This is a genomic window from Halomicrobium sp. HArcel3 (assembly GCF_058933135.1).
The window spans coordinates 53,254-67,999 of record NZ_JBZYDN010000009.1 but is presented as its reverse complement, the minus strand read 5'-3'; the positions used below and the strand labels follow the sequence as shown (position 1 = coordinate 67,999).

General features: G+C 66.7%; 16 protein-coding genes. 10 read left to right on the top strand and 6 right to left on the bottom strand.

Annotated elements, in window-relative coordinates:
* Positions 1 to 274: 274 nt before the first annotated feature.
* Together lysS and pyrH are read right to left on the bottom strand one after the other, a co-directional pair.
* Positions 275 to 2,065, bottom strand: coding sequence for a lysine--tRNA ligase (gene lysS, locus AC5FRV_RS18225; protein ID WP_493562510.1), 1,791 nt, complete (start codon positions 2,063 to 2,065; stop codon positions 275 to 277).
* Positions 2,062 to 2,781 carry a UMP kinase gene (gene pyrH, locus AC5FRV_RS18220; RefSeq protein ID WP_493562509.1) on the bottom strand — a complete coding sequence of 240 codons (720 nt, stop codon included), beginning with the start codon at positions 2,779 to 2,781 and terminating at the stop codon, positions 2,062 to 2,064. Before pyrH ends, lysS begins: the two co-directional genes overlap by 4 nt.
* Positions 2,782 to 3,165: 384 nt before the next feature.
* On the opposite strand from pyrH, the gene AC5FRV_RS18215 reads away from it, so the two are divergent.
* A complete protein-coding gene (locus AC5FRV_RS18215; protein ID WP_089813892.1) occupies positions 3,166 to 3,408 on the top strand; it encodes a DUF7123 family protein in 243 nt (80 codons plus the stop codon).
* Between the two features lie 175 nt (positions 3,409 to 3,583).
* Positions 3,584 to 4,732 carry a site-2 protease family protein gene (locus tag AC5FRV_RS18210; RefSeq protein WP_493562508.1) on the top strand — a complete coding sequence of 383 codons (1,149 nt, stop codon included), beginning with the start codon at positions 3,584 to 3,586 and terminating at the stop codon, positions 4,730 to 4,732.
* A 680-nt stretch (positions 4,733 to 5,412) separates the two neighbouring features.
* On the opposite strand, the gene thiL is transcribed toward AC5FRV_RS18210, so the two are convergent.
* The gene (thiL, locus tag AC5FRV_RS18205) at positions 5,413 to 6,279 is read right to left on the bottom strand and encodes a thiamine-phosphate kinase (RefSeq protein ID WP_493562507.1); all 867 of its coding nucleotides are present in this window, start codon (positions 6,277 to 6,279) and stop codon (positions 5,413 to 5,415) included.
* A gap of 83 nt (positions 6,280 to 6,362) precedes the next feature.
* Between thiL and AC5FRV_RS18200 the strand changes: the two genes are divergently transcribed.
* The 7 genes from AC5FRV_RS18200 (at position 6,363) to hisS (ending at position 12,979) form a co-directional block, all read left to right on the top strand.
* On the top strand, positions 6,363 to 7,403 hold the full coding sequence (locus AC5FRV_RS18200; RefSeq protein ID WP_493562506.1) for a lysylphosphatidylglycerol synthase transmembrane domain-containing protein: 1,041 nt from the start codon (positions 6,363 to 6,365) through the stop codon (positions 7,401 to 7,403).
* Positions 7,404 to 7,441: 38 nt separating this feature from the next.
* On the top strand, positions 7,442 to 7,903 hold the full coding sequence (locus AC5FRV_RS18195; RefSeq protein WP_493562505.1) for a 30S ribosomal protein S19e: 462 nt from the start codon (positions 7,442 to 7,444) through the stop codon (positions 7,901 to 7,903).
* A gap of 501 nt (positions 7,904 to 8,404) precedes the next feature.
* Positions 8,405 to 8,758 carry a DNA-binding protein gene (locus AC5FRV_RS18190; protein WP_493562504.1) on the top strand — a complete coding sequence of 118 codons (354 nt, stop codon included), beginning with the start codon at positions 8,405 to 8,407 and terminating at the stop codon, positions 8,756 to 8,758.
* The gene (locus AC5FRV_RS18185) at positions 8,759 to 9,355 is read left to right on the top strand and encodes a DUF7411 family protein (RefSeq protein WP_493562503.1); all 597 of its coding nucleotides are present in this window, start codon (positions 8,759 to 8,761) and stop codon (positions 9,353 to 9,355) included.
* 76 nt (positions 9,356 to 9,431) lie between these two features.
* Complete coding sequence (locus tag AC5FRV_RS18180; RefSeq protein WP_493562502.1) at positions 9,432 to 10,862, top strand: APC family permease; 1,431 nt, start codon at positions 9,432 to 9,434, stop codon at positions 10,860 to 10,862.
* A 2-nt stretch (positions 10,863 to 10,864) separates the two neighbouring features.
* Entirely contained in the window at positions 10,865 to 11,599 is a 735-nt protein-coding gene (locus AC5FRV_RS18175) for a universal stress protein (RefSeq protein ID WP_493562501.1), read from the top strand.
* A gap of 69 nt (positions 11,600 to 11,668) precedes the next feature.
* A complete protein-coding gene (gene hisS, locus AC5FRV_RS18170) occupies positions 11,669 to 12,979 on the top strand; it encodes a histidine--tRNA ligase (RefSeq protein WP_493562599.1) in 1,311 nt (436 codons plus the stop codon).
* A gap of 7 nt (positions 12,980 to 12,986) precedes the next feature.
* Here the strand turns inward: hisS and AC5FRV_RS18165 are convergent, their stop codons facing one another.
* Both AC5FRV_RS18165 and AC5FRV_RS18160 read right to left on the bottom strand, forming a co-directional pair.
* Positions 12,987 to 13,205 (bottom strand): antitoxin VapB family protein, encoded by a 219-nt coding sequence (locus tag AC5FRV_RS18165; RefSeq protein WP_493562500.1) that lies wholly within the window; start codon positions 13,203 to 13,205, stop codon positions 12,987 to 12,989.
* Positions 13,206 to 13,380: 175 nt separating this feature from the next.
* Positions 13,381 to 13,782 carry a hypothetical protein gene (locus tag AC5FRV_RS18160; RefSeq protein ID WP_493562499.1) on the bottom strand — a complete coding sequence of 134 codons (402 nt, stop codon included), beginning with the start codon at positions 13,780 to 13,782 and terminating at the stop codon, positions 13,381 to 13,383.
* Positions 13,783 to 14,020: 238 nt separating this feature from the next.
* Between AC5FRV_RS18160 and AC5FRV_RS18155 the strand changes: the two genes are divergently transcribed.
* Entirely contained in the window at positions 14,021 to 14,173 is a 153-nt protein-coding gene (locus AC5FRV_RS18155) for a hypothetical protein (RefSeq protein ID WP_493562498.1), read from the top strand.
* Here the strand turns inward: AC5FRV_RS18155 and AC5FRV_RS18150 are convergent, their stop codons facing one another.
* Complete coding sequence (locus AC5FRV_RS18150; RefSeq protein ID WP_493562497.1) at positions 14,174 to 14,716, bottom strand: GNAT family N-acetyltransferase; 543 nt, start codon at positions 14,714 to 14,716, stop codon at positions 14,174 to 14,176.
* Positions 14,717 to 14,746 lie beyond the last annotated feature (30 nt).

Below are 14,746 nucleotides of genomic sequence, written 5' to 3'. Positions count from 1 at the left end.
CGGCGCCCGACAAAGAGGGTTTGGAATGGCGACGATGTGTTCCAGCCGTCGTGGGATCATTCGATACCGCGAACAACCAGAAAGCCCCCGCTTCCTCGCCGGCTGCGACTCGCTGTGCTCCTCGTTCGCTAGCGCTCACTACGGTGCTTGCTTCGTCTCGCTCGACGAGGAAGCGGCCCCTTTCAGTCCCACCCATTTTGACAGACCAGTCGCTTAGGGTTTTTCAAGTCGATGGCTCCCGTTAGCCCCCGGAAATCGCGCTGTCCCGCGAAACTCACTCCTCCCGTCGCAGGCGCTCGACGACGAACTCCCGGTCGAGTTTGGCGATGAACGGTCCGAGCTGGGGCCCCTCATCCTCGTCGAACAGGAGACGATAGCCGGCGCCGAAGAAGTCGCCCAGTTCCAGGTCGTGACGCCGGGCGGTCTCGTAGATTTCGCCCTGGATTTCCTCGCCGTCGTGGCCCTCGGCGACGAAGTCGGCCAGTTCGTCCAGCGCGGCCTCGGTCGCCGCGTCGAAGTCGGCGTCGGGAATCTCGGCGCGCTTCAGTTCGTAGTTGAACTCGTTGTCGGTACGGCGGGCCCACTCGGCGGCGAGGTCGACCCGTCCGAGCGCGGTGTCGACGGCCCACGCGGGCGTCGCGTCGGTGAGGTGCCCCTCCTTCCGGGCCACTTGTTCGCGGAGGTCTGGGTCGTCGAACATCCCGAGGACGGCGGCGAACGTGTAGGGGATCCGGACACGGTCGGCGAACTCGTCGTCGAGCAGTTCGTTCACGCGCACGCGACCCTCGGGGTCGTCGGCGAGGGTCTGCCACGCTGTCTCGTCGAGTTCTGAACTGAACGCGTCGGCGACGGTGGCGCGGACGGAGAGCGGATAGGTCCGGGACGCCAGCGCTTCCTCGCGCTCGCTTCCGGACTCCTCGCCGAAGTAGATGGCCTCGGTGCGGTCGAAGTCGTCGACGGTCTGGTCCAGTCGCTCGACGCTGAAGTCCCGGGCCTTGCCCGGGTCCTTCGTGAAGAAGTACCGGAGGACCTCGGGTTCGATGATCTTGAGGAGGTCGTGGACCAGCACGACGTGGCCCTCCGAGGAGGAGAAGGGCTGTCCGTCGAGGGTGAACCACTCGTACACCATCGGGACCGGCGGCTGGATGTCGAAGACGTTCTCGGCGACGTCGACGCCGGAGGGCCACGAGCCCTCGGCGTGGTCCTTGCCGAACGGCTCGAAGTCGACGCCGAGGACGTCCCAGCCGGCGGGCCACTCGAAGCGCCAGGGGAGTTTCCCCTCGCGGAAGGTGGCGGTACCCTCGTGGCCACAGCCCTGGATGGTCTGGTCGCCGGCCTCCATGTCGGTGCACTCGTACTCGACCGTCTCCGAATCGAGGTCCACCGCCGTCACCGTCTCCGTAATCTTCCCGCACTCGCCACAGATGGGGTTGAACGGGACGTACTCCTCGTCGATCTTGTCCTGGTACTCCGAGAGGACCTCGCGCGCCTCGTCCTGATGTTCGAGGACGTAGCGGGTGAGTTCCTCGAACTCGCCCGCTTCGTAGAGGTCGGTCGTCGAGACGACGTCGATGTCGACGCCCAGGAGGGTCGCCGAGTCCTCGATGAGCGACGAGAAGTGGTCGCCGTAGGAGTCGCAGCAGCCGAAGGGGTCCGGGATGTCCGTGTAGGGATGGCCGAGGTTCTTCCCCAGCGCCCCGGCGTTCACGTCGCCCAGGTCGACGACGTTGCCGTCGAGGTCGGCGAGCTTCCGGGGCAGTTTTCGCAGGGGGTCGCGGTCGTCGGTGGTGAACACCTGCCGGACCTCGTGGCCGCGCTCGCGCAGGACCTCGGCGACGACGTAGCCCCGCATAATCTCGTTGACGTTGCCGAGGTGGGGGACGCCCGAGGGCGAGATGCCGCCCTTCACGACGATGGGTTCACTCGGATCACGTTCGAGGATGCGGTCGGCGACCTCGTCGGCCCAGAAGACGTGCCGTGCGTCCGCGCCATCGTCCTCGCCGCTCTCTCGTCCACCGACGGCGTACGGATCGGTCGTCGCCGAGTCCGCGTCGCTGTCGCTCATTCTCGGTCCCACTGCTCGGGGTCCGTCTCGTGGCCGTTCGGGAGGACGTCGGTCCCGTCGTGCTCACCGGTTCGGATGGCGCGTGCGACCGCCTCGGGGTCGTTGCCGTCGAGGACGATGGCTCGCAGTCCGGCGCGCTGGATGACCTTCGCGGCCAGCAGGTCGACGGGGGCGTTGCTCCCGGCGTTCATCTCCAGGCCGGCGATCAGGTCAACCAGTTCGTCGGCGGTCATCTCCTCGTACTTCTCGGCCGCCGAATCGACGTTCGGGTCGGCGCTAAAGACGCCTGGGACGCTCGTCGCGTAGACGAGCAGGTCGGCGTTGACGTACTCGGCGAAGGCCGCGCTGACGGCGTCGGTGGTCTGGGCCGCGACGGTGCCGCCGAGGACCGGGATGTCGCCGCGACGCAGGGCCTCCCGCCCGTCTTCGTACGTCTCCGAGGGCGTGGGTGCGGCGCGCTCGTCGAGGGCGGCGATGAGCAATCGGCCGTTCAGTCGCGTCACGGCGATCCCGATCTCGTCGAGTTCGATCTCGTTGGCGCCCAGTTCCCTGGCGGTCTCGATGTACTCGCGTGCAGTGGGCCCGCCGCCGACGACGACGCCGAGTTCGTGGCCCTCGTCGTCGAGGCCTTCGAGCGCTGCGGCGTACTGGGAGACCCGGTCGGCTTCGAGGTCCGGCGCGAGGACGCTCCCGCCGACGGAGACGACTACCTTCATTGGGTCGGCGTACCCCCGTGGCGGTCTTAAGGGTTGTCAACCCCGAACGACGCCGGCACCGGGACCACGACCTACTGACTCGATACCCGGGGCTCCGGGTCTATCTGGTCGTCAGACGACCGTCAGACCGGCGGAAACTATCGGCAATAAATGCTTGTTTTACGCCCCGTTTGCCGTTCAATCGACCCTTTCTGAACCGTTCAGAAACTCCGTTTGGGTCGTCGTAATACGCCCTCAGATCAGATTGTAAAAGGTCTAAGCGTCTCTCGAAAAGTCGTGAAAAATCGGCGTACCGACGTTTCAACCTGAAAGTGCCCGAAGTGACTCGAAGCTTCCTTTCTTTATATACTCATCCCGGGGTAATGGATAGTTGAGGTCAACAACATGAGCGTAACTGCGCAGCCCTCCCGCGAACAGCTCAGTAAGGAAGACCGACTGAAGGCCTTCCTGCAGGACAAGGCGGCCGACGGCGAGATGTACTTCAAGAGCAAGTTCATCGCCGACGAAGTCGGCCTCTCCCCCAAGGAGATCGGCGCGCTGATGGTCAAGCTCAAGGACTCGGCCGAACTCGAGGTCGAGAAGTGGTCGTACACGAGCGCGACGACCTGGCGCGTCGAATCGGTCTAGGCCGCCCGCGGTCCCCTCCACGCACCCTGTTTTCGTTCTCCTTTCGTTCCCCTTTCGCCCTGATTGTGAGGTACTCCTGCGAACAGCCTACGGCCAGTCGCTCGACCGTGACCCGTCGCCCCTGGACAGTCGCCCGTCCGGGGTTTTATGCAGGCGCGCGGCCTAACTTCCGGTAATGGACGCGGGCGACTCGCTGGCGGGTGCGCCGTCGGTCGAGCAACTCAAGCCGGTTTTCCACGTCTACCAGGTCCGGCGCGACGGCGACCGATTGCTGTACGTCGGCGACCCGCGAACCACGCCCGACGCCATCGAACGGCGACTCTGGGAGCCCTTCCACGAGGCGGGGTACGAGCTCTCGCTGGAGCGCGATTACGACCCGGAATCCGACGTACAGATCCCGACCCACGGGTGGGTGCTCGTCGCCCGGCCGCGCACGCCCGGCATCGACGGGATCCCGTGGACCAACGTCGTCCTCCTCTTGCTCACCATCGGCTCGACGCTTCTGGTCGGTGCCGTCCAGTGGTACCAGATCGACCCGACCGGCAACCCCCTCGCGCTGCTCCGGGCCTGGCCGTTCGCCGCGGCCGTCCTCGGCGTGCTCGCCGTCCACGAACTCGGCCACTACGTCGCCAGCCGGTACCACGGCGTCGAGGCGAGCCTGCCCTACTTCATCCCCTTTCCGACGCTCATCGGGACGATGGGCGCGGTGATTCGGATGAAGGGCCGGATCCCGGACCGCAAGGCGCTGTTCGACATCGGTGCGTCGGGCCCGCTGGCCGGACTGGTCGCGACTATCGTCGTCTCGGCCATCGGCCTCCAGCTGGACCCCCTGGCCGTCCAGCAGGGGACGCCGGAACCCGGCGCCACCGTCGTCGAGTTCCACTTCCCGCTCCTGCTCCAGGGCATCGCCGCCGCGACCGGCACGTCGGCGAAGCTCGCCGAGAACGCGTACCACCCGGTCGTCTTCGGCGGCTGGGTCGGGATGTTCATCACGTTCCTGAACCTCCTGCCCGTCGGCCAGCTCGACGGCGGCCACATCGTGCGTTCGGTGTTCGGCCAGCGCCAGGAGACGGTCGCCGCGGCCGTCCCGGCCGCCCTGTTCGGACTCGCCGGTTATCTCTACTTCATCTCGGACGTCACCAATGCCGTCGGCATCTGGGTGATGTGGGGGCTGCTGGCGACCGGGCTCGCCTACGCCGGGCCGGCAACCCCAATCCGGGACACGCCGCTGGACAGTAAACGGGTCGCGCTGGCCATCCTGACCTTCGTCCTCGGCATCCTCTGTTTCACGCCCGTTCCGTTCGAACTCGGCGCCCAGGTGTGATCGTTGGTCTTCGCGCTATCTTCGGTCGCAGAGACTCCTGATGTGTGGCTTGTGTGTATGGAACAGTGGGTTCTCAAGAGAGGGGTGTGGAAGAAATGAGAACGCCAACACCCAGAAAGCCCTCGCGCGTTTCCGGTCCCGGGACTCGCTGCGCTCCTCGGCTTCGCCTGCGGTGCTTGCGTCGTCCAGGTTCCCGGAAACGCACTCGCCCTTTCAGTCCTCCAGGCCCAGCACAGCACCGCAGCCCTGCCCTTCCCCTGGTCGGCCGACGAGACGGCCTCCCGGCCGACCGCCGGGCGGTTGCGGTCAGGAAGCGTGTCGCTCGCCGGACGGCGAGCGACCGGGGAGGAGTGGTGGTTCTAATCGCGAGCGCGTTTCATCGCGCGAGCAACGGCTGTCCCTGGTGGACTGAAAGGGCGAGGCGGGGTCGACGACGTCCGGACCCGCAAGCACGCGAGGAACGAGCGCGCATGGTTCGAGAGAGCTTCGCTCTCTCGTCATCACGAAAATCTTCGATTTTCGGACGACAGCGGGTTCGCACGAGTCGAGCGCGCCGAGGGCTTTCGAGTTTTTGAGTTCGTGCTATCAGCGCCGAACCCGACGCCACTATTCGCTCAGTCCTTGATCTGTACAGACCACTCGGAGAAGCAAAGCCAGCAATCGAACGCCCACTCTCACCCTTAGTGCGTCCAGCCCCGATCCGGTAGCGGGTCCCCGTCGAGGGCCACACCCGACTCCGTCGCCGTCCCGATTCTGGTCAAATCGCAGGGCACCGCCTCGCGTGCACGTGAGACATCACCCTTCGGCATCGTACACACCAGTTCGAAGTCCTCGCCGAAGAACGCGCCCAGTTCGAGTCGGTCTGTCTCGTCAGCGGCCACCGCGTCGACGCTGGGATCGATGGGGAGCGGGGGTTCGACGGCGAATCCGCAGCCGGAGGCCTCGGCGAGCTGGTGGAGCGACCGGGCCAGGCCGTCGCTGGAGTCCATCATCGCCGTCGCGTGCTCGCGGAGCGCGACGCCCGCGGCCACGCGCGGGAGGAACTGGTAGAGGTCGTTGGCTATCTCGACGTCGCCCCGTTCGAAGCGCCGGAACGCCGCCCCGCTCCGGCCCAGCGTCCCGGTCACGCAGACGGCGTCCCCGACTTCGGCGCCGGAACGAAACACCGGGTCGTCCGTCCGGCCCAGTGCGGTCGACACGACGGTGAGTTCGCTCGTGCTGTCGAGGTCGCCGCCGACGTATTCGGTGTCGACCGCGTCGCAGACGTCGGTGGCGCCGTCGACGAACGCGAGCAGGTCCTGTTCGTCGAACGTCGGTGCGCCGTAGACGGCGACGGTGGCGGTCGGCTCGGCCCCCATCGAGGCGACGTCGGAGAGCGAGGCGCCGACTGCGCGCCAGCCGGCGGTGTAGTGGGTCGTCCCCGCCGGGAAGTCGGTCGAGGCGTGGAGCATGTCTGTCGTGAGCACCTGCCCGTCGACGACCGCGCAGTCGTCGCCCGCAGTCGGGAGGCGGTCGGCGAGCGCGTCGAGGGCCGCCCGTTCGTCCATGGACGTGGGTCGACGGCGAACCACTAAAACCGTCGGTCTCCGCCATCGTGGGGTTGAAACGGCCGCCACGCCTCTGTACCGCCATGGAAAGCGACCGGCTCCCGACCGTACTCGGCTTCGCGGGGGCGCTGGTCGTGCTCGCGATCCTGGTGTGGGTCGTCGGCGTCGACGACATCGTTCGAGCCCTTACGCAGGCCAGTCTCCCCGTCATCGGGCTCGTCATCGTCGTCGCGGCCGTCTGGCTCACTTCGTGGGGGCTCGCGCTGCAGACCGTCCTCGACGCCCTCGGCTCGCCGGTGTCGGCCCGGACTGCGATCCTCGTCTACGCCGCCGCCGTGTTCTCCAACAACGTCACTCCGTTCGGCCAGGCCGGCGGCGAACCGGTGAGCGCACTCCTCATCTCGGAGGCCGCCGACAGCGAGTACGAGACGGGACTCGCCGCCATCGCCAGCGTCGACGCGCTCCACTTCGTCCCGACTATCGGGTTCTCGCTGGTGGGGTTCACCTTCGTCATCGCCGGTACCGTGCGACTGGGCCGGAACCTCCTGTTTGCCGCCGGCGCCGTGGCCGTACTGGCCGTCGCCCTCCCCGTCGGCTCGTACCTCGGCTGGCGCTACCGGTACGAACTCGAGGCTGCCGTCGTCCGCCTGCTGACCCCGGTCGTCCGGGCTTTCGGACGCCTGCTCCCCGGGCGGTCCGCACCGACGCCGGCCGCCATCGCGGAGCGCATCGAGCGCTTCTTCCTGGCCATCGACCGGGTCGCGGGCGACCGCTCGACGCTGTTTCGCGCCCTGGGGTTCTCCGCGCTCGGTTGGCTCGCCCTCTCGACGTCGCTGTGGCTGTCGCTGTACTCGCTGGCTCCGGCCATCGACGTCCCCTTCGCAGCGATGCTCCTCGTAATCCCCGTCGGCTCTATCGCCAGCGTGACGCCGCTCCCCGGGGGGTCCGGCGCCATCGAGACGGTCATCGCGACGTTGCTCGTCTCGCTCACGCCCGTGTCACCGGCCATCGCGACGTCGGCGGTGCTGATCCACCGCGGTGCGACCTACTGGCTCCCGACGCTGCTCGGCGGCGGCGTCGCCAGCGCGCTCGGGGCCGACCGGAGCGACGTCACCGGTCGCTAACGATGGCCTTAAATGACGCCGACGGGAATCCTTCTGCAATGACGACGCTCTACGACGTACCCGCGGAGGACCTCATCGAGGCCGCCGCAGTCGAGCTCGCCGACGAGGACGAAATCGAGGCCCCCGACTGGGCCGAGTTCACCAAGACCGGCAACTCCCGCGAACTGCCCCCCGAACAGGACGACTTCTGGCAGCGCCGCGCCGCCAGCCTCCTGCGCAAGGTCGCCGTCGACGGCCCCGTCGGCGTCAACAGCCTCCGGACCGAGTACGGCGATGCCAAGGGCGGATCCAACCGCTACCAGGTCCGCCCCCCGCAGAAGGCCCAGGCCTCCGGGAACGTCATCCGCACCGCGCTCCAGCAGCTCGAGGAAGTCGGCTACATCGAGGCCGCCGGCGGTGAGGGACGGCGCGTCTCCGCCGAGGGCACCGCGTTCCTCGACGAACTCGCCGGTGAGGTCCTCCAGGACCTCGACCGACCGGACCTCGAGCGCTACGCCTGAGCCTTTTTCTTCGTCGGGTGTCCTCGCGGGTCACTTCGTGACCCGCTGCGGGCACCACTCCTCGAAAAACGTTCGCGAAAAAAGCCGGACGCTCACTCCGTTCGCGTCCGGTGTCTAACGGAGTGCAACGACGTTGGGCTCGTCAGAGCTCCGCTCTGACGGTGAAACCGCTCGCCTTCGGCGAGCGGTATGCTCGTGTTGCCCGCTCTTGGTGGCCTGCAAAGATGCCGTCGATGGCCAGTCAAGATACGTAGATGGATCTCGATTAGGTCTCATTGAGGTTTGAACAGCTATTCGCGGAGTGTACCGGGCGTGGCTGAACCGGTAGTTGCGGTCAAGCATCCAGCGAGCGAAGCGAGCCGGTTCATCGGTCGCGCTCCGCGCGACCGGCCTTTTTCGCCCACGTTTTTCGAGGAGTGGTTCGCGCGGAGCGCGAACCCGACGAAGAAAAAGGTGGGGTCGAAACTCCTTTCCCCCAGAAGTCGGTATATAGCGTAAGCCATGAGTGGGGAACCAAACGAGGAAGAGCTCGACGAACTGCGCCAGAAGAAGATGGAACAGCTCCGGGAGCAACAGGAGGGCGGCGGCCAGGACGCCGAGGCTCAGCAGGCCGCCCAGGACCGGGCCGAGGCCCAGAAGAAGGCCGTCCTGCGCCAGCACCTCACCGACGACGCGCGCCAGCGCCTGAACACGCTGAAGATGTCAAAGCCCCAGGTCGGCGAGCAGGTCGAACAGCAGATGGTCGCTCTCGCCCAGAGTGGTCGCGTCCAGGGGAAGATCGACGACGAGAAGATGAAGGAGTTGCTCAAGGAGATGACGCCGGACTCGAAGAGCTTCGACATCCGGCGCCGGTAGATGGACTGCGGGTTGCTGTACAGCGCCGGCAAGGACTCCACGCTCGCCGCGCTCCTGCTGGACGACTTCTTCGACGTGACGCTCGTGAGCGGCAGCTTCGGCATCGACGACGGCGTCGTGGAGAACGGTCGCGACGCGGCCGAGGCGGTGGGACTCCCCTTCGAGGCGTTGACTCTCGACGCCGACGTCGCCGAGGCAGCGGTCGAGCGGATGGTTGCGGACGGCTACCCCAGCGGGGGTATCCAGCTGGTCCACGAACACGCCCTGGAGCGAATCGCAGACGTGGGAGCGTTCGACGCGGTCGCCGACGGAACGCGCCGGGACGACCGGGCGCCCACGGTCGACCGGCCGCTGGCCCAGAGCGTCGAGGACCGGTTCGGCGTGGAGTACGTGGCGCCGCTGGCCGGCTTCGGGCGCGGCGCTATCGACCGGCTCGTCGAGGAGCGGCTGGTCGTCGAGTCCGGGCCCAGCGAGACAGTTCCCAAGGCCGACTACGAGACCGAGTTGCGCGCGCTGCTGGCCGACGAGTACGGGACGGCGACGGTCGACGACGTCTTCCCCGAACACACGCAGTCCCGCGTCGTCGGCCTTCGGTGACGGTCGCACGGGAATCGGTGCTCTGGCCCCAGTTCCCGCCGCCGGCTTTTTCTACGTGATGTGAAAACGATCCTGTATGGTCGACCGTCCGGTGGAAGCGGTGTCCACGGGCGAGAACGTCGCCGGTGAGGCGCCTGCCGAGGAGCCTGACGCGGTCACCGACGAGGCGACGGTCCACGACGAGGACGTCGAACTCGAACGCACTATCGGGCTCACCGGCGGGCTGGCGATCGGGATCGGTACCATGATCGGCGCGGGTATCTTCGTCTTTCCGGGGCTGGCGGCCGAAAACGCCGGTCTCGCGGCGACGCTCTCCTTCGCAATCGGCGGTGTGATCGCCCTGCTGGTGGCGCTGCCGACTTCGGAACTCGCCACGTCGATGCCCCGGAGCGGCGGCGGCTACTTCTTCATCTCGCGGGGAATGGGCACTGGATTCGGCGCGATAGTCGGCCTCGGCCTGTGGCTGGGGCTCGTCTTCGCCGCCGCGTTCTACCTCGTCGGACTGGGTCACTACGCCACCGCCGTCCTCGCCGAAGTCGGCCTCTCGCTCTCCATCAATCCGGTCATCGCCATCGGGGTCGTGTTCGGCGCCGGACTGACCGCGCTGAGCATCGGCGGCACGGAGAACACCGCGAAACTCCAGAACGGCGTCGTCGGGATCCTGCTGGTGGTCCTCACGGGATTTCTCTCCTACGGCGTCCTCGACGCGGCCGGCGTCTTCGGCGGCGGCGCCGTCCCGGAGACGTTCTTCTCTCAGGGGTACGTCCCAGTGTTGACGACCGCCGCGCTCGTGTTCACGTCGTACCTCGGGTTCGCCCAGGTCGCGACCGTCGCGGGGGAGATCAAGCAGCCGGGGCGGAACCTCCCGCTGGCGATGGTCGGCTCGGTCGTCGTCGTCACCGTGTTCTACGTCGTCACCATCTTCGTCGCGACGAGCGCCTTCGGCGCGGACCAGCTGGGCAGGTTCGGAGAGACGGCCATGGTCGAGGTGGCCCGGGAGTTCCTCGGGCTGCCCGGTGCGATAGCGATCCTGTGTGCCGGACTCCTGGCGACGTTCTCCAGCGCGAACGCGTCGATACTCAGCGCCTCGCGGGCGGTGTACGCGCTCAGCCGGGACGCCCTGCTCCCGCGCCGGGCGAGCGAGGTGAACCTCCGGTACGGCACGCCACACGTCGCCTTGCTCGCCGCCGGTGGCCCGATCCTGGTCCTCGTCGCGACCGGCGAGGTCGAACTGCTCGCCGAGGTCGCCTCGTTCCTCCACCTGGTGATGTACGGCCTGATCTGCGTCGCGCTGATCGTCGTGCGCCGCCGGGACCCGGACTGGTACGACCCCGACTTCCGAACGCCGGCCTATCCGCTGGTTCCGGCGGTCGGCGCGCTCGCCAGTTTCGGCCTGATCGCGTTCATGCAACCCGCCTCTATCGTCATCGGCGTCGCAGTTATGCTCGTCTCGTACCTCTGGTACAGATACTACGCGGGCGACGTCGTCCTCGAAGGAGACATCTAGCCATGACAGAGAGACCGTCGATACTCGTCCCGGTTCGCGTGCTCGAGGGGGAATCGATTCCGGAGGGAGTGCCCGAGCTCCTGGCGAACGCCCACGTCGTCCTGCTGGGTTATCACGTCGTGCCGGACCAGACAGCGACGGGACAGGCCCAGATGCAGTTCGAGGAGCGCGCGATCAAGCGCCTCGACGAGTACGAGTCGATATTCGAGGACGCGGGCGCCAGCGTCGAGCGGCGGCTCGTGTTCACCCACGACGGGCAGAAGACGATCGACCGGATGATCACCGAGTACGACGCGCTGGCCGTCCTCGTCCCCAACGCCACGCGCCCCCCGGAGGACGTCCTCGTCGCGGTCCGCGGCGCGGTCGGCGTCGACCGACTGGCCCGCGCGGTCGTCGGACTCTTCGCCGACACCGACGTCTCGGTGACGCTGTACCACGTCGCCGACGAAGACGAGACCGACGAGGACGTCCAGACGCTCCTCGACGGCGTCGTCGACCGGATGCGCGACCTCGGGCTCGACAGACCGGGGGTCCAGACGCGTATCGAGCGCGACAGCGGCCCTCTCAAAGCCATCGTCGGCGCAGCAGACGAGTACGACGCCGTCGTGATGGGCGAGACCGACCCGTCCCTGACGACCTTCGTGTTCGGGATGCCGGCCGACCAGGTTGCCGAGCAGTTTCTCGGGCCAGTGCTCGTCGTCCAGCGCGAGCCTTCCACGGCGGACGAGAGCGAATAGGTGACGTGGGCCGACGTCGCCGACGCACAGAAGGACAGTTTCAATTGTGCGCTCGGCGAAGCGCGTGACATGTACGACCGGATCAAGGGGTTTCGCGACTTCTATCCCGAGGAGATGGCCGCCCACCGGGAGGTCATCGACACCGTCGAGGAGACGGCCCGGAACTACGGGTTCCGGGAGATAGCCACGCCGGCGATGGAACCGACGGCAATGTACGTCGACAAGTCCGGCGAAGAGATCGTCGAGGAACTGTACAGCTTCGAGGACAAGGGGGGCCGCGACGTGGCGCTGACCCCGGAACTCACGCCGACGGTCGCGCGGATGGTCGTCGCCAAGCAACAGGAACTCCCCAAGCCGATCAAGTGGGTCTCGACGCGGCCGTTCTGGCGCTACGAGGAGCCCCAGCAGGGGCGATTCCGGGAGTTCTACCAGACCAACATCGACATCTTCGGATCTAGCGACCCCTCGGCCGACGCCGAGGTTATGGCCGTCGCCGTGGACGTGCTCACCGGTCTGGGGCTGACGAGCGACGACTTCGACTTCCGGGTTTCACACAGGGACATCCTCTCTGGTCTCCTCGAATCGTTCGAGGCGGACGTGGACGTCCAGGACGCGATCAGGGCCGTCGACAAGCGCGCCAAGATAGACGAGGAGGAGTACATGGACCTGCTCACCGACGCGGGCCTGAACTACGGCCAGGCGGACAACTTCGACGAGATGCTCCACACCGACGCCGACGAACTCGGGACGCTGGCGGAGATGACCGGCTCCGACGACGTCGCGGCCGCGGTCGAGAACCTGGAGGCCGTGCTCTCGGCCGCCGAGGACTTCGGCGTCCGCGAGTACTGTACGGTGTCGCTGACGACGGCCCGCGGGCTGGACTACTACACCGGCGTCGTCTTCGAGTGCTTCGACTCCACTGGCGAGGTCTCCCGCTCCGTCTTCGGCGGCGGGCGTTACGACGGCCTCATAGAGGGGTTCGGTGGCCAGCCCACGCCGGCGGTCGGGTTCGCCCCGGGTGTGATGAACTCAACGCTCCCGCTGCTTCTCCAGCGGGCCGGCGTCTGGCCCGAGGAGGAACTGTCGACCGATTACTACCTCCTGCAGGTCGGCGACACGCGTTCGGTCGCCGCCCGCATCGCTCGCGACCTGCGCGAGGCGGGCCACGTCGTCGAGACGGACGTCTCCGACCGGAGCTTCGGCGCCCAGATGGGCTACGCCGACTCCATCAACGCCGAGACGGTCGTCATCGTCGGCGAACAGGACCTGGAGAATGACGAAGTGACTGTCAAGGACATGGAGAGCGGCGACCAGACGACCGCGCCGGTCGACGAGTTCCCCGGCGACCGCGACCGGCCGACGTACGACGACTTCGCCTGAACCTGATTTACTGCTGGGCGTTGTTCTCGCGGAACGCGTCACGCCGGTCGCGAACGCGTTCGACCTCGTCCTTGTCGAGCGTCCCCACGAGTTCGCACAGCGGATGCTCCCCATCGCTCCTCGTCAGCAGGCGGTCGATGACGTCGGAGAAGCTCTCATCTTCGCCCTTGGCGTTTTTCAGCGCCCGGTAGAAGTCGTCGCGGACGCTAATGTTCGTGCTTCTCATATCCGTGTGCTTGGACCTGCGTATGCATGGAATTTAGGTCCCTATAGCCATCCTCGGAACCGAATTTTCAACCCCCCTTCGGCAGCCCGCGGACCGTTCCATTCCCCTTGCCTCCGTCGTTGACCTGATCCAACCGTAGGGATTGACTGCCCTTTCGGTGTGAGTTCTCCTTGAACTACGCGAGCGGTTCGGGCGGGTACAGTGAGAGGCCCGCCCGGAGTCCGTACTCGAGGGCGGCGCTGGCCGCGACGAACCCCGCGAAGACGAACCAGATCCCGAGATAGAGCGGTGTGAAGTCCTCAAGCCCAGCGACGAAGTGATCGCCGACGCTTAGTGCCGTGAACAGGGCCGTCACGAGCAGCGGAACGAGGAGACCGAGGCGGAGCAACAGATAGGTCGAACTAGCCGCGAGCACGAACATACCGATAAGCTGGTAGGCGATGCCCACTGTCCACCACAACGTGTTCCCCGAGAGCGTGTATCCCAGTGCCACGTACGCGTTTACGTACATCGACGCGGCGTAAATCACTCCGACCGCTATCGACAGGCCGATCCGCCTGTACACTTTCTGTACCATCGGTCCTACATTTCTAACCGGGGGGGACAAAAATTTCCCAGCTCGTCGCTATCTCGTCGGTGACACTGGTCCGTCCCGGTTCCACCACGGCTACTGTCCGGGTCACTCACCGGGCGCCGAGATTGGGTAGCACCGCGCACGGAGAAGCCAAGATCAGGCCAACGACGGCGTTCGTGGTCGCTACCGGTGCGGAGCGGTAATTACCAGCGACGAGGCGACCGAATTGGGTACTGCAATAGTGCCACCCATCACAGTGGACCGGCTCTGCGGGCGATACGTCGACGGCGAACTGAGTGAGGACGAGTTCGAGCGAAAGATCGAACGGTTGCTGCAGACGGAGGATCTGGACGCCCGAACGGACGAACACGGGCGCCCCCTCGAAGTCGAGTGATTACGCGGTATCCTCCGTCTCCGACTCGTCCCCGAACTCCAGTTCCATCTCCAGTTCCATCCGGTCGACCGTCGTCTCGAACCCGACGGAGCGGTAGAGGTTGATGGCGACGTTGTTCGAGCGCTCGACGCAGAGCCAGACGCGGTCGATGTCGGCGGCTTCCCCCTCGCCGAGGAGCGCGCGGATGAGCTTCGACCCGATGCCGGCGTGCTGGTAGTCCTGGTGGACGAAGATGGCCAGTTCCGACCTGTCGTCGAACGGAACGAGGACGGCGTGACCGACGACGCTGTCCTCGTGCCGGGCGAGCACGTTCACGCCGTTGGCCAGCAGTTCCTCGACCCACCCGTGCCGGCGCTGCTCGTCGCGGGGCGGGACTCCCTGCGAGAGGTCCTCGTCGGCGAAGTCGTCGTACATGGCCACGAGGTCCTGGTACGCGTCGTCGCCGTCGGTCGCCTCGAGAGCGATCCGGCGGTCGTCGCCGTCGACGAACGACAGCGGTGGACGCGGGAAGGACTCGTCGGCCGTCGGTGGGGAGGCTGCCATTGGATGTCCCTACGTCCTCCAGCCATCTAA

Coding starts and splice junctions, on each gene's coding strand:
- AC5FRV_RS18180 (WP_493562502.1), top strand. CDS start 9,432: ATGGTCGACCGTCCGGTGGAAGCGGTGTCCACGGGCGAGAACGTCGCC.
- pyrH (WP_493562509.1), bottom strand. CDS start 2,781: ATGAAGGTAGTCGTCTCCGTCGGCGGGAGCGTCCTCGCGCCGGACCTC.
- AC5FRV_RS18195 (WP_493562505.1), top strand. CDS start 7,442: ATGACGACGCTCTACGACGTACCCGCGGAGGACCTCATCGAGGCCGCC.
- AC5FRV_RS18165 (WP_493562500.1), bottom strand. CDS start 13,205: ATGAGAAGCACGAACATTAGCGTCCGCGACGACTTCTACCGGGCGCTG.
- lysS (WP_493562510.1), bottom strand. CDS start 2,065: ATGAGCGACAGCGACGCGGACTCGGCGACGACCGATCCGTACGCCGTC.
- AC5FRV_RS18150 (WP_493562497.1), bottom strand. CDS start 14,716: ATGGCAGCCTCCCCACCGACGGCCGACGAGTCCTTCCCGCGTCCACCG.
- AC5FRV_RS18160 (WP_493562499.1), bottom strand. CDS start 13,782: ATGGTACAGAAAGTGTACAGGCGGATCGGCCTGTCGATAGCGGTCGGA.
- AC5FRV_RS18190 (WP_493562504.1), top strand. CDS start 8,405: ATGAGTGGGGAACCAAACGAGGAAGAGCTCGACGAACTGCGCCAGAAG.
- AC5FRV_RS18175 (WP_493562501.1), top strand. CDS start 10,865: ATGACAGAGAGACCGTCGATACTCGTCCCGGTTCGCGTGCTCGAGGGG.
- thiL (WP_493562507.1), bottom strand. CDS start 6,279: ATGGACGAACGGGCGGCCCTCGACGCGCTCGCCGACCGCCTCCCGACT.
- AC5FRV_RS18210 (WP_493562508.1), top strand. CDS start 3,584: ATGGACGCGGGCGACTCGCTGGCGGGTGCGCCGTCGGTCGAGCAACTC.
- AC5FRV_RS18200 (WP_493562506.1), top strand. CDS start 6,363: ATGGAAAGCGACCGGCTCCCGACCGTACTCGGCTTCGCGGGGGCGCTG.
- AC5FRV_RS18185 (WP_493562503.1), top strand. CDS start 8,759: ATGGACTGCGGGTTGCTGTACAGCGCCGGCAAGGACTCCACGCTCGCC.
- AC5FRV_RS18215 (WP_089813892.1), top strand. CDS start 3,166: ATGAGCGTAACTGCGCAGCCCTCCCGCGAACAGCTCAGTAAGGAAGAC.
- hisS (WP_493562599.1), top strand. CDS start 11,669: ATGTACGACCGGATCAAGGGGTTTCGCGACTTCTATCCCGAGGAGATG.